The sequence below is a fragment of the Pedobacter gandavensis genome (genome assembly GCF_014172405.1).
Taxonomy (GTDB): Bacteria; Bacteroidota; Bacteroidia; order Sphingobacteriales; family Sphingobacteriaceae; genus Pedobacter; species Pedobacter gandavensis.
The window spans coordinates 139,805-163,534 of record NZ_WNXC01000002.1; the positions used below are offsets into that span (position 1 = coordinate 139,805).

General features: G+C 36.4%; 27 protein-coding genes. 3 read left to right on the forward strand and 24 right to left on the reverse strand.

Annotation, left to right across the window (positions count from 1 at the left end):
• Positions 1-53: 53 nt before the first annotated feature.
• The 23 genes from GM920_RS08410 to GM920_RS08515 all read right to left on the reverse strand — a co-directional run bounded on the left by GM920_RS08410 (position 54) and on the right by GM920_RS08515 (position 20,164).
• On the reverse strand, positions 54-701 hold the full coding sequence (locus GM920_RS08410) for a hypothetical protein (protein ID WP_182955698.1): 648 nt from the start codon (positions 699-701) through the stop codon (positions 54-56).
• On the reverse strand, positions 691-1,596 hold the full coding sequence (locus GM920_RS08415; RefSeq protein WP_182955700.1) for a DNA-processing protein DprA: 906 nt from the start codon (positions 1,594-1,596) through the stop codon (positions 691-693). The genes GM920_RS08410 and GM920_RS08415 overlap by 11 nt, the downstream gene beginning before the upstream one ends.
• Positions 1,597-2,229: 633 nt before the next feature.
• Positions 2,230-2,673: a hypothetical protein gene (locus tag GM920_RS08420; protein ID WP_182955702.1), complete on the reverse strand. Its 444-nt coding sequence runs from the start codon at positions 2,671-2,673 to the stop codon at positions 2,230-2,232.
• A gap of 451 nt (positions 2,674-3,124) precedes the next feature.
• Positions 3,125-3,499, reverse strand: coding sequence for a hypothetical protein (locus GM920_RS08425; RefSeq protein WP_182955704.1), 375 nt, complete (start codon positions 3,497-3,499; stop codon positions 3,125-3,127).
• Positions 3,500-3,825: 326 nt separating this feature from the next.
• Complete coding sequence (locus GM920_RS08430; protein ID WP_182955706.1) at positions 3,826-4,116, reverse strand: hypothetical protein; 291 nt, start codon at positions 4,114-4,116, stop codon at positions 3,826-3,828.
• Positions 4,117-4,156: 40 nt separating this feature from the next.
• Positions 4,157-5,218 (reverse strand): DUF932 domain-containing protein, encoded by a 1,062-nt coding sequence (locus GM920_RS08435; RefSeq protein ID WP_182955708.1) that lies wholly within the window; start codon positions 5,216-5,218, stop codon positions 4,157-4,159.
• Positions 5,219-5,220: 2 nt separating this feature from the next.
• On the reverse strand, positions 5,221-5,403 hold the full coding sequence (locus GM920_RS08440) for a hypothetical protein (RefSeq protein ID WP_182955710.1): 183 nt from the start codon (positions 5,401-5,403) through the stop codon (positions 5,221-5,223).
• 47 nt (positions 5,404-5,450) lie between these two features.
• Positions 5,451-6,038, reverse strand: coding sequence for a hypothetical protein (locus GM920_RS08445; RefSeq protein ID WP_182955712.1), 588 nt, complete (start codon positions 6,036-6,038; stop codon positions 5,451-5,453).
• Between the two features lie 541 nt (positions 6,039-6,579).
• The gene (locus tag GM920_RS23705) at positions 6,580-6,729 is read right to left on the reverse strand and encodes a histone H1 (protein WP_317171519.1); all 150 of its coding nucleotides are present in this window, start codon (positions 6,727-6,729) and stop codon (positions 6,580-6,582) included.
• A gap of 61 nt (positions 6,730-6,790) precedes the next feature.
• The gene (locus GM920_RS08450) at positions 6,791-7,780 is read right to left on the reverse strand and encodes a hypothetical protein (RefSeq protein ID WP_182955713.1); all 990 of its coding nucleotides are present in this window, start codon (positions 7,778-7,780) and stop codon (positions 6,791-6,793) included.
• Between the two features lie 29 nt (positions 7,781-7,809).
• On the reverse strand, positions 7,810-8,862 hold the full coding sequence (locus GM920_RS08455) for a hypothetical protein (RefSeq protein WP_182955715.1): 1,053 nt from the start codon (positions 8,860-8,862) through the stop codon (positions 7,810-7,812).
• Between the two features lies 1 nt (position 8,863).
• Positions 8,864-9,925, reverse strand: a complete 1,062-nt coding sequence (traM, locus tag GM920_RS08460) for a conjugative transposon protein TraM (RefSeq protein WP_182955717.1) — start codon at positions 9,923-9,925, stop codon at positions 8,864-8,866.
• Between the two features lie 247 nt (positions 9,926-10,172).
• Positions 10,173-10,790, reverse strand: a complete 618-nt coding sequence (gene traK, locus GM920_RS08465; protein WP_182955720.1) for a conjugative transposon protein TraK — start codon at positions 10,788-10,790, stop codon at positions 10,173-10,175.
• Positions 10,791-10,808: 18 nt separating this feature from the next.
• A complete protein-coding gene (traJ, locus tag GM920_RS08470; RefSeq protein WP_182955723.1) occupies positions 10,809-11,999 on the reverse strand; it encodes a conjugative transposon protein TraJ in 1,191 nt (396 codons plus the stop codon).
• Positions 12,000-12,010: 11 nt separating this feature from the next.
• Positions 12,011-12,646 (reverse strand): TerB family tellurite resistance protein, encoded by a 636-nt coding sequence (locus GM920_RS08475; protein ID WP_182955726.1) that lies wholly within the window; start codon positions 12,644-12,646, stop codon positions 12,011-12,013.
• The gene (locus GM920_RS08480) at positions 12,633-13,286 is read right to left on the reverse strand and encodes a hypothetical protein (RefSeq protein WP_182955729.1); all 654 of its coding nucleotides are present in this window, start codon (positions 13,284-13,286) and stop codon (positions 12,633-12,635) included. Before GM920_RS08480 ends, GM920_RS08475 begins: the two co-directional genes overlap by 14 nt.
• Positions 13,270-13,953 carry a conjugal transfer protein TraI gene (locus tag GM920_RS08485; RefSeq protein WP_235964487.1) on the reverse strand — a complete coding sequence of 228 codons (684 nt, stop codon included), beginning with the start codon at positions 13,951-13,953 and terminating at the stop codon, positions 13,270-13,272. The genes GM920_RS08480 and GM920_RS08485 overlap by 17 nt, the downstream gene beginning before the upstream one ends.
• Before the next feature lie 56 nt (positions 13,954-14,009).
• Positions 14,010-16,478, reverse strand: a complete 2,469-nt coding sequence (locus GM920_RS08490) for a TraG family conjugative transposon ATPase (RefSeq protein WP_182955735.1) — start codon at positions 16,476-16,478, stop codon at positions 14,010-14,012.
• A complete protein-coding gene (locus tag GM920_RS08495) occupies positions 16,462-16,800 on the reverse strand; it encodes a DUF4133 domain-containing protein (protein ID WP_182955737.1) in 339 nt (112 codons plus the stop codon). The genes GM920_RS08490 and GM920_RS08495 overlap by 17 nt, the downstream gene beginning before the upstream one ends.
• Positions 16,801-16,802: 2 nt before the next feature.
• Positions 16,803-17,153 (reverse strand): DUF4134 domain-containing protein, encoded by a 351-nt coding sequence (locus tag GM920_RS08500; RefSeq protein WP_182955739.1) that lies wholly within the window; start codon positions 17,151-17,153, stop codon positions 16,803-16,805.
• 46 nt (positions 17,154-17,199) lie between these two features.
• Positions 17,200-17,718 (reverse strand): hypothetical protein, encoded by a 519-nt coding sequence (locus GM920_RS08505; RefSeq protein WP_182955743.1) that lies wholly within the window; start codon positions 17,716-17,718, stop codon positions 17,200-17,202.
• Between the two features lie 132 nt (positions 17,719-17,850).
• Positions 17,851-18,717: an RteC domain-containing protein gene (locus GM920_RS08510; protein ID WP_182955745.1), complete on the reverse strand. Its 867-nt coding sequence runs from the start codon at positions 18,715-18,717 to the stop codon at positions 17,851-17,853.
• Between the two features lie 190 nt (positions 18,718-18,907).
• Positions 18,908-20,164, reverse strand: a complete 1,257-nt coding sequence (locus tag GM920_RS08515; protein ID WP_182955747.1) for a hypothetical protein — start codon at positions 20,162-20,164, stop codon at positions 18,908-18,910.
• A 411-nt stretch (positions 20,165-20,575) separates the two neighbouring features.
• Here GM920_RS08515 and GM920_RS08520 point away from each other — a divergent pair, with 411 nt between their 5' ends.
• The 3 genes from GM920_RS08520 to GM920_RS08525 all read left to right on the forward strand — a co-directional run bounded on the left by GM920_RS08520 (position 20,576) and on the right by GM920_RS08525 (position 22,182).
• Complete coding sequence (locus GM920_RS08520; protein ID WP_182955750.1) at positions 20,576-21,157, forward strand: Crp/Fnr family transcriptional regulator; 582 nt, start codon at positions 20,576-20,578, stop codon at positions 21,155-21,157.
• Positions 21,158-21,407: 250 nt separating this feature from the next.
• On the forward strand, positions 21,408-21,869 hold the full coding sequence (locus GM920_RS23985) for a MauE/DoxX family redox-associated membrane protein (protein ID WP_394367955.1): 462 nt from the start codon (positions 21,408-21,410) through the stop codon (positions 21,867-21,869).
• A gap of 10 nt (positions 21,870-21,879) precedes the next feature.
• Positions 21,880-22,182: a hypothetical protein gene (locus GM920_RS08525; protein WP_182955752.1), complete on the forward strand. Its 303-nt coding sequence runs from the start codon at positions 21,880-21,882 to the stop codon at positions 22,180-22,182.
• Between the two features lie 33 nt (positions 22,183-22,215).
• On the opposite strand, the gene GM920_RS08530 is transcribed toward GM920_RS08525, so the two are convergent.
• Positions 22,216-23,721, reverse strand: coding sequence for a TlpA family protein disulfide reductase (locus tag GM920_RS08530; protein ID WP_182955755.1), 1,506 nt, complete (start codon positions 23,719-23,721; stop codon positions 22,216-22,218).
• Positions 23,722-23,730 lie beyond the last annotated feature (9 nt).

Here is a 23,730-nt window from a genome sequence, read left to right on the forward strand (position 1 = left end):
ATTAATTTTTAAACTAAACAATTATTGACTTAACTTATAACACCAATTAGTTTTTACATCAATATTTCAGGTGGTAATTCTCTTCTTGCTATAAACACACCATATACGTCTGCATTTGGAAAACCAGCTTGTATTACTTCTTTACATGCTATATAATGGGCACCAGTTGTTAGAACATCATCAAACAACATAATAGTAGGTTTAAGATTATGGACAAGATCATTATCGAACCTATAATTGCGTTTTATTTCTGGTATTGTTGGTCTTCTTAAACCCATTTCCTCTAGGGTATGAGTTGCTTCAACACTTTGGTCGATTAAAATTAAATTTCTAACATCTGCATTCCTTCCTCTACAACCTATCTCCAGCAACTGATTTAGCCTATTATCATATAAAGGATCAGTCTTAGATTTTGAAGGTGGAATTGGAACTATCGTTGTACTCGTAAAATCAATAATTAAGGGAAGTGTATCATAAAATACATTTCCTAATGTCTGGATTGCCCGCCCCTTATGAGCCCATTGAGGAGTTCCTCTGGTATCCAATTTCTTTTTGAAATTGCTTATAAGACTATTTTCGTTACTATAAGCAAACCCAACTTTTGAAGTATAAACCATTAAATAATAACATTCATCTTCTGAGGACAAATGACAGTGTATATCTCTTAATAATTCGTCAATTACATAAGGTTTATAGCTCATTATTACCGTTTAATACGTTTATAATATCACTATATTCTTTAACTCTATATGCCCCTAATTTTTCATATTTTTCTGGCCATGTGATTGCTTTATTTAGAAAACAACTTTCAAGAATAAATAATTTACGACCTTGTTGAATTGCGGCTCTAGCTTGGATTAGAGTTCCTGACGTTTCGCCTGCCTCAATAATAATAGTTGCTTCAGTTAAGGCCGACATAGTCTTATTTCTCTCAGGAAAAAATAATCTGTTACCATGGATTCCTTGCTGAGTATATCTATAAAAAGGAACCTGACTTATTAACAAATGATTGTTTGCTATAAAATCCTGTAGGTGAGCATTTTCTTTAGGATAGACTTGATTTAGGGGTGTACCAATGACAGCAATTGTTCTACCTTTACATTTTATTGCAGTGTTATGAGCTACTGTATCAATCCCCTGCGCTAAACCTGATACAATAGTAAAACCATCCTCAACCAAAAGTTTTGCTAACTTCTCAGCCCTTTTCATACCTCCTTCTGATGGCTTTCTACTTCCAACGATAGCAACCGATCTTGTATTCAAATAATCAAGGTTACCTGAATAATACAAGACTTCAACAGGTTCTTTGGCATCCTTCAATTTAGAAGGATAATCGAAAGTGCTATTAATTAAAAGGTTAATAGGATATTTACAATGATTGTTTATTACCAATCTTTTAATTGTCGGAAGAATTTCATCTATGTCAATATCTTTAACAAAATCAGATGGTCGACTTCCTGGCTGGCTGGCAAATAATTCCGAAAGAGTCTTAAAACTAGCTTTACGATTAGTCCATAAAGATTCGTAGGCAGCAATCTCTTTAAGCGGGGAAATTGAATTTTTAATAAAATTTGATCTTTTTTTCTCAGCTATCATGGTTTCCAATTTTAACCTGTTCATCTTAAAATACGAGATCCAAGTAAAAGTATAACGCTTTTATTTAGGAGATCGTTTTTATTTTGGTGGTTATTTTATCAATTGCCTATTGTAAGTAAATGATTTTATCACAATAAAACAAGTAATTACGTTCCTCTTTTTATTCACAATAATTCATTTTATTTAAATAATTTGAACTTATGGAGCAACAATGATACTAATTTTTTTAGTAAAAAAATGCGAGTATGCAAAAGTATTACTTTATATCTACTAATTTTAAAAACTCGATAAAGAATATGTTCATTTCTAACAAATGTTGTAAATGGTTCCCCCTACTAACGCCTCATAAGCATTATGACAGCAGAGGATTAGGAATCATCATTCCACAGAGTAGAACAGCCACAAATGGAATAGATACTAGAGTAACTATTTCAATCGTACATGGCTTCCCTGAAAAATCATTTACTACCCTTAAAGACTGCAACGAAGGGTGGCTGAGCCTGTGAGGGGAAGACTATATTATTGGCGATCAATCAGTTTCCCAACTATCTAAGCGGTAAATACGTCTAAGTCCAGATTCCCAAATGTTACCACTTGGATGCAACACATTAACGTTAATTCACGATCAACCGTCTACTTTACTTTATGGTAGATTGTTTTAGTTCTGTCTTTAAATACTTCCTCTATTGTCTTCTTTTCAAGATCAACAGTCAAGACTTTTACTGTGCCAGTCATTGGATCGGTTATTCTAAGGGTCTTATCACTTGCTTGTAGGGTGGCAGTTTCAATTTCACCCATACCATAATTATTCCAAACACCAGCTTTTTTATTTTTATTAGGCCGCTGAGGATCATCTTTTTTAGCGGCAGACCAATTTGCAATTGTTTGAATATCAAATTTCCCATCATCCGTTGGCTTGACTTCTATTGTATCTTTAAAATAATCATAGTTATTTTCACTGCTAGAGGCATACTTACCTGCTATTTCCTTATTCATTTCAGAGGATGAAGAGCAGGAAGTAATAGTTAATATTAAAAGTAGACAGGCCATAACGCTAATGTTTCTTGAAATTTTCATAGGAGTTACTTTTAAAAATTAATGAATTTAATACCATTTTATCTAATCTAGCAATTTTAATTAACAAACTAAGCTGACTATCAAACACCTAACCTTTCAACTCAATATCCTTGACAAGTTGAATATTATTAAATTTGAAATGAAAAGATAACTTCGTTTGCTTAATTTCTTCATTTATAAAAAAACGGCTTATTCCAAGTGAAAGAACGGCAAGAAGGTTGTTCGCGTAGCTTCCAAGCTTCCCTATTATAAACTTTTCATGATATGGCTTTGCCAGGAGGTCTAAATTCACCATAACTTGGTCACCATTGAAACCTAACAATTGGTTATGTGAGAGCGTTTATTTTCTTATATACCTATTTTCTCTAGCCCAGCTAGATAAATAAGCATCAAATTTCATAGTTTGTTCCTCGTTCATTACTTCTATGAAATATTAGTTAGAACAATTGGGCTACTTTGCTCCATTTCCCTGATAATATTCAATCACTTTTTTTTCAAACGCCTCTCCCCTTTCTCTAAGAATTTTAGTTGCGGTAGACAAATCCTCCAGCTCTTTATTTAACTGCTTGTGAAAGGCATTAACACCTGCTATTGGGTTCCGTATCACCATATTCTCCAATATTCGGCTAACGTCAAAATTATTATACTCGTTATTTTGATACTTCGTCTGAAACTCATCTGGTGTATACCAGTTTCCGTTCAATTTATTGTAGAGCCACATATTTTGTAATTTTGCTTCTTTTACTATGGGCATCACTTTATTGAAACTTGATGGTTGTCGTTCATGATGACTAAGATTGCGCGGTGTTTGATCCTTCTCTTTCATATCTAAATCACTTAACTATTCATTTTACAGCACAAATTTATACTAATATTTTTAGCATCATAAGGTGTTATCCATTTTTGTTAGTATATCGTCCATATTTGTTAATAACTGAGATATGATTTCTCACCTTAAAAGGCTAGATAAAAATCACTTAAAGGATCACTTAGAAGCCCCGCCAAAAAGCCCATATATGACCTATAAGGGCATAATCGGACTTTTTGGGGTTGGAACTGTGGTTATTGATTACGACGTATAAAGTAGGTTTACGGCGATTTTAAACCTATTATTCTCGCTTGTATGCTCGCCATATTTTATAATTCGATCATTTACAAACATATAAGTATTAGTGAAAAATAGTTGATCGGCAAAAACAGTACTGCTTTTCTGCATATTGATTTATGACGTTTTAAAATACCCAGTATTTCATTTGACAGAGCCAACCAAAAATGAAATTGGATGAAACCGTTATTCCATTCCTTTAAATGAACTTCTTTGCGCTCTTCAATATCATAACACACTTTATTTAGATGCTCCAAAAACAAAGGTAATTCCTCAGGAAAGAGATCAAATAGTAATTTGGCTTTGCTTGTATTAGTCAAATCGATTAAACGTTTCATAATAATATCTTATAGGGATTGCTCCCCGGTGAATCGTTGGTTAATTGAGTGTAAGGATTCCAGTTTTAGCGAAACTAGTACAAAGGTCAAAGGCTTTTTGACCACGATTTAAGCCTGTCCCGTACATGATAGATTTGAGCTTACTTTCTTCATTTTTGAAACTGCAAACATTCTGATAGTAGCCTGTTATAGAATTATATGCGCCAAACAAAGTACCTTTTGTGGTTTCCATCTGTTGCGATTCACTGGAAAGCGCATAATCAATAATGCTATCCACCGTGTTTTTATAAAGCGTCGAAAGATTTTCTAGCTTACCATTGCAAAGGGCTTCAATAGTTCCCTTATTAGGAGCCATAGCAATTTTTATTAATTGCATCGTTTCGTCATCGGTAATTCTTACACGAGCCCAATTATTAAAAACGTCCTGTAGTTCGTTTGCAAATTGATTACTTAACCCTAAAAGCCTATTCGCAACCTTTAACCGATCGTGTGCATTGGCTGTATGCTTAATACGAATACAGTTGGTTTTATCACGCATAGCAGCATTTAGGGTATTGTTGCAAACTATTCGGATCGGTGTAAATGCAGCGGTAATACTACCTAAACCATCGTGGGAAGTGGTAAGAAATAGGTATTTTTCGATACAATCATCTTTACCCACACGAATATAATCAGGCAGTTTAGCGGTAATGAAAATCCGTTCACCCTTACCCAATGCTCCGGCTGTTTCATATAAAATGCCATCACCTCCCCCTACAATACTATCAAAAAATTCAAATGCGTGTACATTCTGTACGATCTCATAATCCTTGCCTACCACACCCAAAACTTGCTCAGTATCTGTGCGTATTGTAGCCGAATAATTTGGTATCAAAATTTCAGAATGAATTAAAATGTTTTCATTCTCAAAATCTGGTTCACCATTATCTACTGTATACAATGGGCGTTTCTCAACTTTATAGTCTAAACCTGCAAATTGTATGGCCTCTTGGCTAGTTGGATAGTCTTCTACGATTGTACCTAAGCCGTGCCATGCTTTTTCCTTAGTACTAAAAAAGCTATATCTTTCTTTTTCGTTGTCGAAATATAAATTATGTGCCATGATTAATTATTTAAAGGGTGAAATGTTTCAGTGATTAAAATTTCAGTCTCAAGGACTTTAACTTTTTGGGTACTGTTAAAGGTGTAGTCCGTTTGTGTTTCAAAATCGGTGATCGTTTTGGAAAGACTCTCAAAAATACTTTCAACCTCAATCCGTACTGTCATGTATAGAATGTGCTTTTTCATAATAAAAAGATTAAGCACCCCCACCCTAGCGAGGGTGCAAATTTGAATTAAACAGGGATTACAATTTCTGCCTCAACTTCTGCAAGGCGTTCATTAAATCGAACTTTCATAAACTCAACAGTACCAAATATTACGCTTGCACTGTTGGTCTCGAACCTATTGCCATGACTATCTCGGATGGTCAACTCACAACCTTTGAAACTTGGTGCCCCTTTTTTAAGCATATCGTCGTCATCTTGGGAAATCACAAATTTCTCTAGGTCTTCAATGTACCCTGTGTAAGTTTCTCTATGGGCGGATTTATCGGCTAAATCCTTAATCAATAAAAGGGTTTCTTCCAAAGAAAGGGCAGGTTTATGCACCTGTAATTCTTCTTTGATCTCTTTTTTGGTCGACTCTGGTGTAGTAACCTGAGTACTATTCTCTAGATTTTCAGGCATTTCTTTTTTAAGCTCGGCAACCGCTACAGCGGGCGAATTTTGTACGTTACCATTTGCAACGTCTGTTTTTGTGTCCTCAAACTTTGTACTTGGTACTATTGCACTATTGTTTGAGATAGACGGACGAATTGCGTCTTTAGCGATGTTGTTTAATTGTCCATTTGTTGCTGGGTTTTTTACTGTTGTAATTTTCATGGTCTTTCTTTTTAAATTGTTATTGAATAAAAAATGTTACGTTTTGCCTGTTGGGACGATAGAACATAAAAGCGTTGCTTTGTTTGCTTTAGGGTCTGTGGGTGGGCTTCTGCCGTTTTTTGCTATCATTACGCTATGGGTTTAAAAATATCTGCGTCAGGGGGGCTCCCTGACTAAATCTAAGACCCTCATTTCAGCACAATCCTTTTGCAAGACAAGGCTTTGCCAAAAAAAAAACCTCGTGAGCGCAGCGAGCAGGGAAGATTTTTTTTGAGCAAACCCGAAGGGGAAGGCTTGACGAAAAAAGGATTGTACAGACCTTATTTAGATTTGGGCGGGGGGACTTTTCATCAATTAGAAAGGCACTTAAAAAGTCAATAATTTTAAAAGAGTGAGAGAATAAGGAAGGTTAGAATATCTTCAAGACAGGCATAAAGGATGAATGGTTGAGGCTACAGGTATGAACGAGGGATATAAAAATGGAGGATAATAAAAAAGCCCGAATGTTTCCATTCAGGCTTAATCATCTGCTAAGTAGGTTTTACTTATTGTTCTTTTGGGCTGTTACCTGATTCCTAATGTCTTGGGCAATGGTTTTAGAAATCAAAAGTGCCTTGCGTAGTCTTGTACCAGCAGTCTTGTTACCTTTCTCATAAAATTTACGAGCATCCATTTCCGTAATGAGGATCAATGTTTTTACGTTTTAATACTTAATGAATAATTTGCTATTAAGGGTTCTTTAGCGGCCTTGTTTATCTGGAGAGTTCCTGACTCGCGACCAGGTCTTTCTCTTTTCGTATATCTTTTCCGGCCAAGAGATTATTCTCTTTAGCAGGTTCTTTTAGGAATTGTTCTCGTTTTTCCATTGTCCCATCCAAATTGAAGAAGTTAACTTTCTTATACTTGACAGCAGTTTCAAGATGTAGCTTTTTATCTTTACCATCTTTAGTTACTGTCACAATTGGTCTGTCTCCGTCTTTTAATGCGGTTTCCAATTCGTCCCTTTTTTTGGGATCGTTCAGCTCCTTAATATTATAGTCGTTTAGCACTTTAGACAAATCAAAGCCATAGTTAGGATCAAGATAAGGGTGAAGTTGAAAATTATTACCCACTTTGCCTTTTTCAAGATCTAAGACCATCCAAGCTTTAGTTATTTCACCGTGGGGGGTTACCACCTCTCCACGATGTACCCCACGTCCTTGAACTAAATTTCCAGCTTGAAAGGCAGAGAAATTCTTTGCTCCGTCACTAAATGTTTGATCAATAGGTTTACCATAGAAAGCAGCACGAAACTCACCAGCAACAAAATTAACTGTACCATTTTCCATTGTAGCTAGAACTGATTTGTGTCCAATATCTTTTCCAACTGATAATTCTGCCTTATCATCCCGTTTTTTGAATTGCTCAATTGCATCTATAGGATGGTTTAGTTTTTTAACCTCATTTTTTCCGTTCCGTGGAGTTATTATGAAATATGATTGTCCTTCCTGAAGGGGCTTGATCTTATGGTGTTCGACTCTAAAATTAGTCATGTATGTTTTTTTAAGGGTTCCAGCAGTTTTGAAGTTATAAATGGTATCAATATGGCCTTTAGTAGTCGCAGGCTTTGTTTCTCTAACTTGAAATTTTTCCAAACCTAATCTCATTTTACTTTCCATTTCCTCAATAGCCTCCTTACTTGCCCCAAGCTTTCCCATTTCTTTGAGGCGATCTTCCAAATTACTTAAATCGATAGTGCTCATAGTCTTTGATTTTTTAGTTAAAAATTAGTTTAATGCGCAACCTGTATCTGATTTTCAGGTTGAACGCCTTTCTGTTTAATTAATTTCAGCGGCTTTGACTTTTCCAGTTTTACGGGATTAATTACCTCTTTTAAAGCAGAAAGGCTGATTGGTTTTTTTTCAGCATCATAAAAATTCACCGTACGTTCTGAGGGATTAGCCGTAATAAAGTATTGACCCTTTTCGGGGATTTCAAAAGCGACCTTATTACCTGCTTCCAAGCCCTTCAATACCGCCTCTTTACTAATGCCATAAAATTCCAATTGAATGGCATTGTCAAGTAGCACTTTTTTGAGGTCAAAACTGTGGGATGGCGAAAAACTAAGCACCTCGTACCTACCATCTAGTTCCTTTTCTCTACGTTCGAGTTCAAACCAACTTTTGGCAATAGTGCCATCAGCATTTTCCTGACTTTTATAAACTGGTTGTCCCTGCAAAATATTGACAGCTTCATTTAAGTTAATGTTGTGGTGCTGAGAAAACAGTGCTGATTTCTTTTCTCCATTCTCATTAATAAGGGTGGCTGTATAACCATTAAAGCGGTAAGTACCTTCAGCAACTTTTTCCAACTGGACTTTTACTTGCAATTGGTTGTTGTTAGCAAGGTTACTTAAAGATTTCAAGTCTATTTTTTGGCGTTCAAAGTCCAACTCTCGTTCTAATTTCCCTGTAAAATATTGAAGTCCTACGGATTTAAATTGACTTTGAAGCTCGCCAAGACAGTCTTTTGTCCGTTCTTTAAATAAAAATGCTTGCGCAGGCTTTTCAACAATTAGATTTTTCAAACGATGTAAAAATCTCAACACTGGATTTGGATAGAGTTGTTTTCGGAGTTTATCAGTTACGATTTTGATCGTGTGTACATACAGTTTTTCTTTCTCACTTGGATTAACTGATAAGCGATTTAGTCCATCTGTCAGGAATTTATACTTATACTCTAGTGTGCTTTTGTCATCATTTGCACCAGTAAGGTTTTGGATTTGCGATGCCTTATGCTCCCAATTTTCCCATAGCTGTTTCGCTCTATTGACATGACCATCCATACTAGCGTTGTTTTAATTCGTTATTGCGCAATAAAATTGATCGGCCTGTTTGTAACTTGACCTTTACTCGCCTTAATTTTTTGCTCATTAAATTCTTTGCAGCATCAATACCTGCGCCCGCCACCTGTGTTGCTAATGTTTGATCAATGCCCATAAAGCCAACATCCCGAACGGCTTGATCTGTACCGCTATTTACCGCATCGGTTAATAGCGCCTCTGGTGCATCAATACCGATCATCCCATCCAAGCTGTAAACTGATAAGTCTACAGGAACGATAGAAGTCCCTAGCCTGATTTGTTTAATGTCCAACAATAGCCGTTGGTTGACAATTCTGCAAGCACCAAAAAGTGAGTGGCCTTTGGGAATTAGTACCCCGTTAATCCTTATACTGTCCTGTAATATCAGTTTAACGGTTGCTCCCTGTACCACTTTTTTATTATCGGCAATCGTTGCTGGAATTGCTCTAAACTGACTATCGGCAATTACTGTTTGTTGTTGTTTGTATTTTTGTTGAACACGTTCGGGGTGCTGAATGTCTAGAATATTTTGCATCAGTCCGTTTAACTGTTGCATTTCCGGGTCTTCAGTTTTACTCTCCTGCATCGTTTTCATTAAGGCTTCCAAACGGTCAACATCTTGCTTTATCGAGGAAACCTGTTGATTTTGGGGTAAAGGAGCTTGACGGTAACCCGAATACTCAACTGGTTGATTGATTTCCCGGTTCAAGGCTTCAAGTTTAGCATTGATCTCTCTTGTTTGGGGTTCCTCAATTTGACTATTGAAGCCTAAGTTTTTAGCCACGTTTTCAATGCTATTTGTTCTTCTGTTTATAGAGTCCCTATCGGCTTGATCGTAGAAATCCATTTTGTCCTTTGGTTGATCCTTTTTAAAAGCGGCATCAGGTAGATTTGTATTGATACCATTTTTAACATTTTCCCCATTGGCTTCGGCATCATTTATACCCCCACCCAAAAGTTTAAACCCTAAACCAAGAAATGGTATGATCAATAGGGGGAGCATCAACAAGACCTTTCTTTTGTCGATTCGTTTTTTCGTTTCCATATTTGAAATATTATGTAAGTAATTGAGTTAATTGAATGCACACGTTATTAGGAGAAGGCAATATGTCCCTATTACAATGCAGAATAAAACCAACGCGAACAGGAGCGCTTTTGTACTTAGCAAGCTTGTTCTTTTGTTCAGATATTCTGCAATCCTGTGCTGTTGTTTGATAACCCCCTCATTAACCCTCTCAACAAGGGTATTATCACTTGTCTGTGTGTTTTTTGATTTGAATAAACCCATTGTTTTATGATTTAGGTGGCATGTCTTTATTTTCCAATATTTCCCATTGACGTATTAAAAAGCCATGTGGGTTCTCGTCAGTTTGAGTTTTAAGATCATAAATCAGACCTTGTGTAATGAGCTGACGATAAATAGTACTGGAAGACCTAACCAACTTTTCAGTTCCATAAAAAGTAAACTGATAAGGATATTGATTGATATTAAGTTTGATGCTATCCATTTGGACTTCTTTAACAATATTTGCGGCAATGAGACTATTGTAATAGCCAGATTCTTTCAAATTGTCATATTGTTTTTTTGCGGATTCATCAGCCAGATATAAGGCTTTATTAATCGTTCCTCTGATGGCCTTGTCATCTGGATTGAGCGTAAAGAAGTAATGATGAAAGGTTTTTATGTGATCTCTCAATTCTACAGGCAGATTACTTTTTTTGTCCGAAGCAATTGCTTCAAGGACTTTACCATTATATAGAATATAAATCCGATTACTCGTTTTGTCAATGATCCTATTGTTCCAGAAAAGCACAAAGCAGATGATTATCAAATTTGCCAAGATTAGAAAAATGCTAAACGTCTTAATGTGCTTAAAAGCGGTATCGATGTTTTTAAATTGTGTGAACATAAACGAAAGATTAAAGAGTTATTTACCTGATAGCTTGTCTTTGAAGTAGTCCTGACCTGAGGCCTCTGCCATACCTGACCCAATGTTACGATGAGCATTGTCATAAACATCTGAAACTATACCACCTGCGGCCTTAGCTGTTTGTGAAGCTACATTTTGGGTTGTCCTGCTTGTTGATGTTGTGATTGCATTTACCCTTGTCAACATTGAATTTCCACCCCCTGCATGAATAATATAATTGGCTACATTCGGTACGCAACGATAGCCTATGATACCTATGATCAGAAATAGCAGGTAAGCTGTATCTGTAGCACTAAAGAAAGTATCTCCGTTTTGTTGAGCTTGTTCAATATCAAGCTTAATCATGTTTTGCTGGATCTTGCCTAAGATTGCACCAAAGATGTTTGCAATGGGCAGCCACAGATAAATATTGATATAGCGTGCAATCCATACAGATAAAGTATGTTGCAAACCGTCAAATACAGCAAAGCCAAGCACTAATGGCCCGAGTATAGCCAGAACAATCAAGAAAAAGGTTCTTATTGTATTAATGCAAAGCGATGCTGCATAGTAGACTACCTGTAGCACTTCACTCATAAATTGTTTGAAACTATGGCGCATTTTGTAGTCCTGTTTATCTAACCAAAACCTCATGTTATTACCTATCGCCTCGATCCAGTTTTCATCAGTACCTCCTTTGTCTTCGGGATGTGTGTATTTGTACCACTCTTTTCGATCTCCCATACCGTCATCACCAACGAGGTATTTCCACTTATCAGTTTTTTTCAGTTCCAGTTCTTTTCGTTTTAATAAAGCTTTGATCGTAGCGTCACTGTCTTTAACCATTGCTGATGTTCCAATAACTGTTGGACTAAGCACACCATTCATTACACTAAGTACAGTGGGAAAACTCAAAATCGCCATACCCAATGCAAAGGGGCGTAATAAAGGATAGAAGTCAATCGGCTCCGCACGAGCAATGTGACCCCAAACCCGAGTGGCTATGTACCATAGGGCAGCAAACCCAGCTATTCCCCTGGCGACCGAAATTAAATCACTACATAAAGGGATCATTTCATTATACACTTTGTCCAATACAGCATGCAATCCATTAACTTGCTCCCCTAAACCCTGAGCCATTGTAGTGAAAGGAGTAAACAGCAATCCAATAGCAAAAAAGCATATTGAGACTATATTTTTTGTTTTCATAATATTTAGGGTTAAGGATATAAGCTTAGGCTTTGTCTGATGTCGGCTCTTTCTTTTTCTCGTTGAAAAGAAAGTCCAAGCGCCTGACTATTGAAGCTTCTTAGAAATACCAATTTGTCCTCTGTATCTTCAAAAATCCTGTCAATAGCCTGTAAACGTTCTTCATCATTCATTCGTAGTTTGGATGATGTGATGATCATTACAAGCTGATCAAGGTTATCTATACTCTGATCTAAAAGATTCTTATAGACTCTGCCCAGATATTCGATTTCTAAAGAATTGAAATTATTAGTTGCTTTAAACTGCTTGAAAGATGATTCGTATTCAGAAATGATCCGCTTTTGGTAAGTGATGATATCAACGACCTTTCTGTATTTCTTCACTTCTGGGCTAACTAACATTAGTCCATCTAAAAACACCGAATGCAAAGAGAAATTACCCTTTGAAATATCCTTAATGGCATTATATCCACCAGAAACAATCGTGTAGCCCTTTTTCATATCCTTTAAAATGTTCTTTAGCTGGCTTAGCTTTTCTACATTCAACAAGAGCTGCTGTACCTCGGTTGACTGTGCGTTACTTCGAATACCTGTAAATACCAATAACAACATGAGCAACACAGGAATTTTAAACCTAATTGATTTCATAATATTTTCTTATTTGATAAATAAACTCTTGTTCTTTTTCAGCTTGCCTGGTCAGCATCATTACCTGTCCCATAAAATCCATCGTAAAGGCATACTTATCTGACATGGATTGATAAATGCGATCTATTCTTATCAGCCTTTGCTGGTCACTCATTTCTAGCTTGCCAGAGGTAATGACCAATAGTAATTCCTCCAAATCATTTCCGCATTCGGCAATTACATTTTCTTGTACATTCTGTACGTACAATTGATTATTAAGTGACAGTAGATCGCTGTATTGAACAGAGCCAAAGACTTTGCTAATTCTGATCTGGCTTTCTATGATCTCTGCCACTTTTACATTATTACGGACAACTGGGTTAATGGCTTTCAAAGAAGTAATAAAGGCACTGTGTAGTCCAAATTCACCATTAGAAATGTCCTTGATCGTTCGCAAGCCAGAACTGGCTATATCGTAACCCTTTTTAGCATACTCTATATATACTTGTAAAGCCGCTATTTGCTGCAACAGGTACTTTTTCTGTGTTTTTTTCTGCTTGAAAAATTCAGCGAACGTTTGTGCCTGGCTAAGTTGTGATATGAATGCCAATAACAGGCAAACCAGCACAGCTATTTTTCTGATGTTATTTTTCGATTCCATAAATTTCTTTTAGTCTGGCCGTTTCATCTAATGAATTAGCCCTTTGGATACTTGTTGATATGTTTTGACTATTGAATTTTTTGAGGTCTGTATAATTAGCATCCATTTGATCGGCAGCCTTGTTTATAATGATCAACCTCTCTGCATCGCTCATTTGTGTCTTAAGGGAACTAATTACAAGCAGGATTTGGTCGAGGTTATTAATGCTTTCTTCAAGAATACCTTTATAAACCTTTTCCATGTAATTCAGCTCATCGACATTGAAGTGCTTATCTTGTTTAAACAGATTCCAAGCCCATTTATACTCGTCAACAATCGCCACTTGTTTGACTGTTAAATCTTTGATGCGCTTGTAATAGGCAATGGCAGATTTAATTTTCCAAAGTTCATCGTAATACTGGCTGTAGAGATTCTTTTGTTTTTCCGTCCAATCCGCGATTTCAGTTAACTTTAACTTAGATAATTGGTTTTCGAGCACCTTTTGGGCATTTTGCAACCAAATTGTTTCGTTCTGTAAACGCTGAATTTTCAGGTCTACCGCTTTAATAACTTTCTTCACTCCTGCCTTGATTACTTCCATAACAGCGATTTGCGCATTGGCATTTTTCGGAAGTCCGACCAATAAGGTTATGGCACTTAAAGGCAGAATGACCATGTACTTTTTCATATATGATATAATTTTCATGGGTTTAATAATTAGTTGTTAATAGATGATGGCAAACGTTAGAGCTTCTTTCCTAATCGGATTTCTTGAGCGAGTACAGCTATCCCTTTTTGTATACTTCCATACTTTCGGGTATACTCCTGAACTTGAACTTTCTCCCTTTCTTCGGTACTGTAGGCTAAATATTCTTCAATTGAAACTTCAGTACGGAATACTTTCGAGTGTCCATTGCCTAATGAAATGAAGACTTCCTTGTACTTTCTATTGGGATCGTTTGCTTTGTTTAGCGAAAGAACTTGCGCTTTTTCTTTATCGGTTAAGCCTAATAGCTCTTGAATAATCTCAAACTTGTTCTCGTACTTACTTTGGTCCAACAGGATTTTGCAATCGCTATTATTGATGATGGCATTTTTAACAATTGGCGAACTAATAATGTCTTCAATTTCTTGAGTGACCACAATTGGCTCGCCATAGAACTTGCGCATGGTTTTGAACAAATAGCGGATATATTCTGCTGTTCCCGGTTTTGCAATTGCCTTCCAACACTCTTCTATGAGCATGATTTTACGAAGGCCTTTAAGTTTTCGCATTTTAGAAATCACCAATTCCATAATGATCATAACCGTTACAGGAAATAAAATTGGGTGATCTTTCAAATTGTCCAGCTCAAAGATTATGAACCTCTCATGAAGCATATCCAGATTTTCGGTTGCGTTCAGTAAGTAATCAAACTCTCCACCTCGGTAGTAAGGATTTAAAACATACAGGAAGTTGCCGATGTCAAAATCCTTTTCCTTCACCTTCCCATTTTCCAGTACAACCATATACTCTGACAGCAAGAAATCGTAGAAGGAATTGAAACATGGAAATATATCGGAGTTGTTCTCCAGGTGACTAAAGTAAAGCGTCAAAGCATTAGAAATTGCAACATACTCAGATCTGCGATATGGCTCATCGTCTTTTTTCCAAAGCGCCAAAATCAAGGTTTTAATACTTTCCCTTTTTTCAGTGTCCCAAACGTCCCCCTGCGATAAATAGAAAGGATTAAATTTTATTGGATTTTCTTCTGTATAGGTAAAATAATACCCACCTACCAATTCACACAATCCTTTGTAACTGTGCCCAATGTCCATCACGACAATATGAGAACCTTGCTCATAATAACTTCTGAGCGTATGATTTAGCAGAAAGCTCTTCCCTGACCCACTACCACCGATGCAAAATTTAGACCTGTTATTTATCCAACCCAAATCGAATGGTTCGTTGCTAATGTCTACGTTAACGGGATTCCCTGTCAAACGGTCTCCGAAACGGATGCCGTATTGACTAATAGACGAACGGTAGTTGGTTTCTAAATTAAAGAAGCAGGTTGACTGCTCAATAAAAGTATCAAAGGTGTCATTCATTGGAAAATCAGCCTCATTGCCCGGCATCCCTGCGTACCAGATTTGGGCTTTACCATCGGTCTCTATTTTTGCTACAGCATCCATTTGCGCCATTGCAGAACTAACCAGATTTTTTAAATCCTTAGCCTTCGTTTGATCTTCCGACCATACCAACACATTAAAGTGCGCTTTAACTGGTGACCTCCCGGAAGCAATGGCTTCATTTAAGAAATCATTAGTTGCATCCCTATTGATGGCATTTTCACGAGAATAAGAAGAAAGAGAATGAAGACGAAGTTTTTTTGCCTCTAACCTTTTGAGGGTCTTTTGGGCATCGTCAATAAAAACATACTGGTTAAGAATGTGATTGCAGTTTAGCAAAGCACCCAATGGGCTGGCAAAACCAATGCTAAACTTTGTCCGATCTGTGCTGTATTTATCATAATTGATCCGGCTGCCACATAGCGTAGGTAGATCATCCGTATCAGATAGCGTGTATAACTCAACCTGTTTTTCACCGATCTGAATATCACCTTTCACATGAACATCCCTAATCATCGGCATCTGCTCTTTACCTAACAAAAAGCAATAGCGTTCGATAATTCCTGCCTTGTTCGCTGACCCCGCTAGATCATCATCATTTAGTCTTTCTAAACGGCAAAATCCACTATCTGAAAGAATACGTTCAAATTGCCCGCTTGCATCGGCAAATTCCCTGAATAAAACAGGGTCAATGGTTTGGGTAGGTACAATGGATTTCTTGCAAATATTACTATATGTTGAGGTTGAAACCTTTCTGCCAGATGGCTTTTTAGTGAGATAAATAAAGCATTCGTGCTCTAAATAAGGTCTTTCATTGAAAAATTTTTCGCTTGATACTGATAAAAAGCTACTGCCATGCTTGTCAAAATTTGGCTTGTGCTTTGCTTCAATGAACCAATCTTGTTTATGAAAAACACTGTCCTGAGGAAGTAACTTGATCGCTCTTATCCATGCCTGATGGTATGTTTCGTAGTCTCTTTCTGATAAGGTAAAAATCTCCGGTAATACTGCACTATAAACAATGGTAATGTCTCCCGCCATAGAAAGAATGCAGTTGTGCTCGATTTTATAAATGGGAAAAATGTTAGATGCTTCTACCATGATTTTGCTGCTTTAGTTGAGTGAATAGCCGTCTTGAACGGAATTTGATATGGTCTGGCAGATTGCGCTTTGCAAGGAATTTCATTAATCCATGTTCTCCAAATCGGTGAGAAAGGCGGAATACAGCGAAAAACAAAACAGTTCCGATAATAATGATTACTGGCATAAGGAGGAATAGACTAAGTCCAGCCACATAACCGATAGCAAATGCGAGTAATAGCAATACTAATCCAATTGCCAAGTAAGCGATATATTGTGCTTTAAGCCCTTTAAACATAATGGGCTTACTTACACCTTTGTTGATCTGATAAACGCTTGCCATAATCAGACTCCAAAAAAGGATTTTAAAACTGTGGCAACGATGACCAGGAATATACAAGAGCCGAACCAAGCGGATGCGACCTTTGAGGTATCTGGTTCACCTGCATTCCACTTATTGAAAACTTTTACAGCACCGATGATGCCCATTACAGCACCGATAGCATACATTAAGGTACAGCCCACATCGAAGTACCCTGCAACTTCATCTGCGGCTTTTTGGATACCTCCACTTCCGTCAGCCTTTTGAGCGTAGGCCGTAATAATGGTTAGAAGATTGTATGTGCAAAGCGTGAAAAGAGCCAATAGGCATTTGGCAATATTTTGTTTTTTTGAGCTAACGATTTGATTGTTCATATTGTCAATAATTTAAATGATAAGAAAAAAATGATTTGGGGATGGTTCAATACCAGAGATTTTCCACTTCGTCAGGTGTAAGGTGAAATGAGGCATTGGCAATAATAAATTCATTGATCTGGGGGATATGCTGACTTGTTAGAATACCTGAATAGCCTTCTTTTACAGCTTCAATGAGTTTAAAGAAGTCCTGTTTAGTACCGTCTTCCTTTACCAGAATGTTAAAAATGGTTTTGATTTCTTCGATCACATCAGAAACCAAACCAAGTAGTTGTATCTTGCTATCCTCATCTGCAAACTGAACTTCGTCCATACCTATAATGGAAACCCCATCTGGTAATTTTGATTTACCCATCAAATGATCTTCGGCTTCTGGCTCTAAGGCATCAACTTTTTTATCCCAATGGTGCGGAAGTGGTGCATTATTTTCATCATTTGATGTTTTGCCTTTTAACAAGGCTTTTAGCTCTTTCCGGTAAAAGAGTAAAATTACCGAGCTGTACCAGATCAGTGTGAGGATTGAAATTGCAACAAGGAATTGTTGCCAGGTGAATTGTTGTAACATATTGATTTGCTTTAACCCGATACCGCATTGCATCGGGTAAAGCAAAGTTTGGTTGCCGACGAATTTTTCATTGACAACCTGTTGGGTAGTACCTAAAAATAAACTACAGGATAATTTTAGGTTTGCATCGCTTTAATCGTGATTTTTATGGTCATTGGGATTATAGGCATCTTCGTCATCAATTTTTTTATTGATTGATTTTGCCATTTCATCCAGGTAATTAGTACGGCTTAGACGTTTACGCTGCTTGATCTCTGAAAATCGTCTATATGGTCTGCCCATCTTAACATTAAAGACTTTTTCAAACTTCTGTACGAGTGCCCCGATACCAATTTTGCCATGATTAACCTGTGAAGTACAATAGACACCATAAGCCACTTCAAGTAAATTTATACTCTCTCCTGTCCAGTTTGTTTCTATGTCATCATCGGTAAAAGGATGAAAATCTAAACCCGATATTGAGTTTTCAAGATAGCGGGCGATTTGTTCAGTGGCCATAATACGTGCAAACATATAATCCCCGGCAGTTGAAAACCTTTCGTCTTGATCCACCCTTATTTTACACAACCATCTAGGTGGGTTTGGCACCCCCCTTAAAAAAAGCTGGCTATCGAGATAATCAGCTTCCGAACGGTAATAAGCATAAATCTGCCTGTTGGCATCGAAAAATCTTTTAATTGTTTTTAACTCGCTTTCATAATAACCTTTTAGATGAGCAAGCCCACCTTCAGGTTTGTCAAGTTCAATTCGCTCCACATCGCTGTAAAAAATTAGAAGGCTGCTGAACTTCGGTTTTGTTAATTTAAAAAAACCAATTTCTTCCTCATTAGAACTGAATGAATAGTTAAGGACTCGTTCTTTGAGCTGAATTAAATAGTTTGAAGTAGTTTCAACCTTTGCTTTTCTCTGACCTGTCATGCTTTGATCTGTAGCGTTATCAATTGCATCAATTGCCATTCTCTCTTCTGTGTAGAGCTGTTCTGCTAAATCTTTAATCATAATAATCTCGTTTTCTGGTTAAATGATTATCAAGTTGTGATTAATAGAATTCACTGCAAAGTGACATATATGACATAAGCAAAGTGTAATATAATGCTGAAAACTGCACCAAATAGGTTTAAATAGAGATTTTACCTTACAATTTTAATGAGGCATTTTGTGGATTTTAAGGAATAGTAAACTATTAAGATTACAAAACTATCTCGAAAACAAATGAAGAGTGGAGGATGGCAAGAAACCATAATTTTGCTTGTCCACCAAAATTTGTATCAATGTAATTGATCATACTCATAAGCCAAGCACGTATCTTTCTAACAATTCTTATTGGCACTTCTTTACTTGTGCCAGATACATTTCTCATGTATTGAGTTGATGGATTCTTAGTTCGATCTGTTCTTATATGTCTGGAAACAAAGCTATAAAGGTTCGCTTTAAATTTTGTTTTTATAAACCGTACCTCCAACATCACCCGTATTAGGAAAAATAATTCTTCGATGGTTGTTGCGACTTCAAAGTAGTAATTTGAGTTTCTACCATTAGAGCCGTTTGCTGGATAAGGCATTAAAACGTCTTTCATTTTGGCAACTATTCCAAGTTCCCGATTAATAAAACTGCAAATTGACTCTAAAATTGATGGCGCATCTAATACATACCCCATTCTCCTTTCAGGCCGAATATTTTCTATAGTTTTCAATAATACAAGTAATTCCATTTCCTGCTCTTCATAAGGCATTTCAATACTAATGAGGTTAGAAGAATACTCCAGCATATATTCATAGAAAGCAAGTGGGTTGAAATTATAGCCAATAAGTATTTTAATCAATTTTAGTGTATCATCATCTGTAGCTGGCAATTCAGTGAAATGAATAAGGTCATCAGAAAGATTCTCTAAATAAAAATATTGCCTCCAACTTTTCATTTTGAAATCCCCTGGTACGTGAAGACAGCTTAAATATTCATCAAGTATATGTATTAACTCTGGATCAACCTTTCTAAGTTCAAGGTTATGGTTAATACGGTTTTGGAATGCACTCGCCTTTTTGTTCTTGTAGACAACCCAAAGGGGAATTAGACCATTAAGATCAAAATGTTCAGAAAACTTTGTACTCAAAGATTCCAAAATCTGTGATACCTCGATTGCTATTTCTTCAATAAGGTCTTTAATTTCTAAACGGCAATTTTCGTTACATGGGCTGAACCTACCATTAAGCGTGTATAGATGATCTAAAAAGTCAACAAGATTATTTTGGGTTATTTTAATAAAAATCGAAAGCTTACTGTGGGTATCCTGCTCATTAATCCGTTTATCAGCATCAACTAAAAACTCCCCCCATACCGTCCTTAAAGCCATTTCTCCTTCAGGATAATTCTTATCGTCGCAGCAACTTTTAATAAGCTCTGTTGACAATGATAAAAAGGTGGTCAATTGACTAAATTCTCCTATCACGGTGATTAAATTAAGGTAAAACAATGCAATACCTAAGCTAATTCACCTCGGGATGAACTTTATGGAAAGCTGAGAGCCTGAGAATTGCGTTTTAATTAAAGTAAATATCACCAAAATGTGAGATATTTTATAATTTATTTTTGTCAGGTATAATCACCCTTCCCACCACAATAGAAGCTGTTTTAAGTTAAAAGTTACTTTGTTTGGCTCAAACTATGTCATGCAAAATATTCACTTTTAAATTGTTAATTTCAGGTAATGAGATTTTGCTAACCAAATTAAATGAATGCGTTTCTTATAGTTTTTCGATAAACAATACGAATGACTGTAAAAACCAAAGGGAATAACCGTTTAATCTCCCGATGAGCACAGGTGGAATTTTCTCTTTGGGTAATTAAAGCTATGTACGTTATGAAAAACGCTGCTTATAGAACACTAATAGAAGAGTTGGAAAAATACAATCCTAATATGACAACTGGATTAAAATTAAAACTGCCAGATTACCTATTTGAAGTTAGGTACAGAAAAGGATGTAGGGTTTTAAATTATAAACAGGTTCAGGATTCAGGACTATTTATCTATAAGGGCTCTGCAATGGAGCTTTCCGTTAACCCTATAACGCTGGAAGAAACAGCCGCTAACTTTTGGTTTGAAAAGGATTTCCCATATACAACACCTGGCTTATTTAGCAGGGAACTATCCCCTAGTTATATCAAGCTCCTAGAAGATACTTTATTTGTTGGTATCCCTTTTTCGGACTTTATAGCAATGAAACAAGAATTTCCAGAAGTCGAATTACTTTCGGAAGGGATAAGAAGCCACTATGAGCGAAAAAGACATGAATTTGAAGAGGATTTTAGGCATTCAGCCAAACACAGAGTAAAACGCCTCGAACAGGCGCGTCCCAATATTTATAATCTGGCAGAAATCCAACATATAGCCCAATACCACCGCATCAGTGTAAAAACACTGAGCAGGTTAAGAGGTAAGTAACTTTACAAACGAGGGCTAAAAAATAGAATTGTCCGATTTGAATGGGACATTTGTCCGATTTTTTTGCCTCAAATGTCCAATGTATTTCTTTCTAAACAGCCGAACTTCAATTATCGAAATGGTAATAATTGAGGAACTATAAAAGAAAGGGGTGCTGTGACAAAGAGCAAGAAATGAAGATCGGCGGGTTATGTACCTGCTCGTGACGGTAGTCACAAAATCAAATGAGTGACAATTCAATTTTACATCTATGGAAAGCACAATAGAAGGTAATAGATCATTTAGGTTCAACGACAATTTTAAAGAATGGATAGTATTTGGGATATGTCTTATCTGTACTTTTCTATTTCTGTTTTCAGCTTATGAAAAAATAATTGATCATAGCAGATTCGCAAAAGGCTTATCTAAGGTATCAATCATTAGCTCTTATGCAAATCTTATAGCTTGGGCAATCCCTATTCTTGAAATACTCATATCGTTATTATTGATTATCCCTAAAACACATAGATGGGGTCTTTATGGGTTCGCTGGTCTAATGACCTTATTTACCGCCTACATTCTGAGTATGCTACTTTGGAAAGAAAAATTGCCTTGTCATTGTAATTTGATTATTGAAAAATTAAGCTGGGAGCAGCATTTATGGTTCAACCTCGTATTCATAGGATTGTCCATAGCTGCGGTTAAACTTAGCAAACCAATTACTAAAATTTAAACTTTACAATATGAACAACTTTCAAAAACTTGCTTTAGGCTTATCAGTAGGTGCTATGGCTATTGGATTCAGTGCTTTTAAAAGTTCAGAAAATGCAAATACTAAACTTGACAGAGCAATATTCTTTAACAAATCTGGGGTACAGAGTAATATCGCTTCTGACTATGTTTACCAACCTGATGGCGACTGTCTGGCAGCCTCAACCGCTTGTAGTGCTGAATGGAATTATACAGGAACCTTAACAGAAGGTGCACATCCAAATGGATCAAAATATTCCACAACTGATAGTCAGGGGGCTTGGGACGGCAACTAACTAAAAAAGGGCTGCAGTGCAGCCCTTTTTTAGTTAGTTAGAATTTATTGCTTCCAGCAGAACAGCGGATAACCGCTCGGATGATATTCTTAAATCGCCCCGCTTATTACTAAAGAGCTTTCCCCGCTTATCAATAATTATAGGTCTTGGATAAGCAGTAACAGCAAATTGTTTAATGATTGGATGGTTTGTTCCCAAACCATCCGTGTATAGGTTGATTGCTGTTGGTGATGTATAAAGCCCCTCTCTAACACTTCTTATCCAGCTATCTTTAATCTTATCTATGGAAACAGCTATAAACACCACATTACTATCATTTTCAAACTTTTTCTCGACTTTTGACAGCACTGATCGATTATACATGGCACACCCTCCACAACCGGTAAACCAAAAATCAAGAAAGATAACTTTGCCTAGATAATCGCTAAGTTTGATCAAACTGCCGTTAACATCTGGCAGGGAGAAATCAAATACTTTTGCACCTATACTTTGAGCCCTAATCATCGTATGTATTAATCTGATATAATCCTTATCACCAATACTCTTCAATACTGTATCTACTACGTCATTTTGGGCTGAAAATTTGGTAAAATCTTTGAGCACATATTCTGTTAACACCCTTTCTTTAAGGCTCTGGTGTGGAATACTGTAGATTCTAGCTAATTTTTCTTTCTTATTTAATGCCAAAGTCTCAAATTCATATTTAAGTAATAAAGATGATGCGTATAATGAAGAAAGGGAAAGTAAACTATTGGAAAAATCAGCGGGTTTATCTGTTGCTAGGTAATATTGCACCAAAAACCTTTCTCTACTCCCAACTTTCAACACCTGAATTTCTTTAGACACCGTTTTTAATTGCTTGTAAATGATTATCATTTTTTTTGAGTACAAATTGATTCTCATCATCTCAAAGGCCAATTCAGACATTGCTAATTGATACCGATTTAGTATATTATAATTACCATTTTCGAGGTTTGAGGCAAGATGAATAGCATTCCAAAGTCCTGCAAACTGCCCTGTGTCTACACGATATTTTCTTTGACTTTGCAATTTGATTAAATTAACCTTTTCGTTCTGTTCAATTGAATATTGACAATTATATTTTTCAGCCCCCTTTCCACTAAAACGGATATTTTCAATGTTTAATAGTTCCCCGACCTTATTGACTTTAAAGTGAGTTTTAAACGATATAGAAATATCGTCCCCAGGCTCTGCTAAATATGATTTAAAAAGCTCCGTTCTATTCCCCTCACTTGACTTGTATACAAGTGTTAAATAAAAAGGATCATTTTCCTTAATCTCCAGTTTAAACTTTCCTTCTGAAATAGGCACCCTAATTGTTTGTCCCTCTAAGTTTCCGAGATATTCAGGCAACTTACACATTCTATAAATGACCTCAATAGAGTCTTTATCGGCCGCGTTTAAAACACCTTTAATTTTTAAGGGTGTATAATTTTGAGCTAAAGCTGCGCTTGTTATTACAAAGCAGTTGAATGTTGTTATCAAAACAACAATGGTTTTTACACTAAAATATTTCATGATATGTGT

Coding starts and splice junctions, on each gene's coding strand:
- GM920_RS08410 (WP_182955698.1), bottom strand. CDS start 701: ATGAGCTATAAACCTTATGTAATTGACGAATTATTAAGAGATATACAC.
- GM920_RS08415 (WP_182955700.1), bottom strand. CDS start 1,596: ATGATAGCTGAGAAAAAAAGATCAAATTTTATTAAAAATTCAATTTCC.
- GM920_RS08420 (WP_182955702.1), bottom strand. CDS start 2,673: ATGAAAATTTCAAGAAACATTAGCGTTATGGCCTGTCTACTTTTAATA.
- GM920_RS08425 (WP_182955704.1), bottom strand. CDS start 3,499: ATGAAAGAGAAGGATCAAACACCGCGCAATCTTAGTCATCATGAACGA.
- GM920_RS08430 (WP_182955706.1), bottom strand. CDS start 4,116: ATGAAACGTTTAATCGATTTGACTAATACAAGCAAAGCCAAATTACTA.
- GM920_RS08435 (WP_182955708.1), bottom strand. CDS start 5,218: ATGGCACATAATTTATATTTCGACAACGAAAAAGAAAGATATAGCTTT.
- GM920_RS08440 (WP_182955710.1), bottom strand. CDS start 5,403: ATGAAAAAGCACATTCTATACATGACAGTACGGATTGAGGTTGAAAGT.
- GM920_RS08445 (WP_182955712.1), bottom strand. CDS start 6,038: ATGAAAATTACAACAGTAAAAAACCCAGCAACAAATGGACAATTAAAC.
- GM920_RS08450 (WP_182955713.1), bottom strand. CDS start 7,780: ATGAGCACTATCGATTTAAGTAATTTGGAAGATCGCCTCAAAGAAATG.
- GM920_RS08455 (WP_182955715.1), bottom strand. CDS start 8,862: ATGGATGGTCATGTCAATAGAGCGAAACAGCTATGGGAAAATTGGGAG.
- traM (WP_182955717.1), bottom strand. CDS start 9,925: ATGGAAACGAAAAAACGAATCGACAAAAGAAAGGTCTTGTTGATGCTC.
- traK (WP_182955720.1), bottom strand. CDS start 10,790: ATGTTCACACAATTTAAAAACATCGATACCGCTTTTAAGCACATTAAG.
- traJ (WP_182955723.1), bottom strand. CDS start 11,999: ATGAAAACAAAAAATATAGTCTCAATATGCTTTTTTGCTATTGGATTG.
- GM920_RS08475 (WP_182955726.1), bottom strand. CDS start 12,646: ATGAAATCAATTAGGTTTAAAATTCCTGTGTTGCTCATGTTGTTATTG.
- GM920_RS08480 (WP_182955729.1), bottom strand. CDS start 13,286: ATGGAATCGAAAAATAACATCAGAAAAATAGCTGTGCTGGTTTGCCTG.
- GM920_RS08485 (WP_235964487.1), bottom strand. CDS start 13,953: ATGAAAAAGTACATGGTCATTCTGCCTTTAAGTGCCATAACCTTATTG.
- GM920_RS08490 (WP_182955735.1), bottom strand. CDS start 16,478: ATGGTAGAAGCATCTAACATTTTTCCCATTTATAAAATCGAGCACAAC.
- GM920_RS08495 (WP_182955737.1), bottom strand. CDS start 16,800: ATGGCAAGCGTTTATCAGATCAACAAAGGTGTAAGTAAGCCCATTATG.
- GM920_RS08500 (WP_182955739.1), bottom strand. CDS start 17,153: ATGAACAATCAAATCGTTAGCTCAAAAAAACAAAATATTGCCAAATGC.
- GM920_RS08505 (WP_182955743.1), bottom strand. CDS start 17,718: ATGTTACAACAATTCACCTGGCAACAATTCCTTGTTGCAATTTCAATC.
- GM920_RS08510 (WP_182955745.1), bottom strand. CDS start 18,717: ATGATTAAAGATTTAGCAGAACAGCTCTACACAGAAGAGAGAATGGCA.
- GM920_RS08520 (WP_182955750.1), top strand. CDS start 20,576: ATGAAAAACGCTGCTTATAGAACACTAATAGAAGAGTTGGAAAAATAC.
- GM920_RS23985 (WP_394367955.1), top strand. CDS start 21,408: ATGGAAAGCACAATAGAAGGTAATAGATCATTTAGGTTCAACGACAAT.
- GM920_RS08525 (WP_182955752.1), top strand. CDS start 21,880: ATGAACAACTTTCAAAAACTTGCTTTAGGCTTATCAGTAGGTGCTATG.
- GM920_RS08530 (WP_182955755.1), bottom strand. CDS start 23,721: ATGAAATATTTTAGTGTAAAAACCATTGTTGTTTTGATAACAACATTC.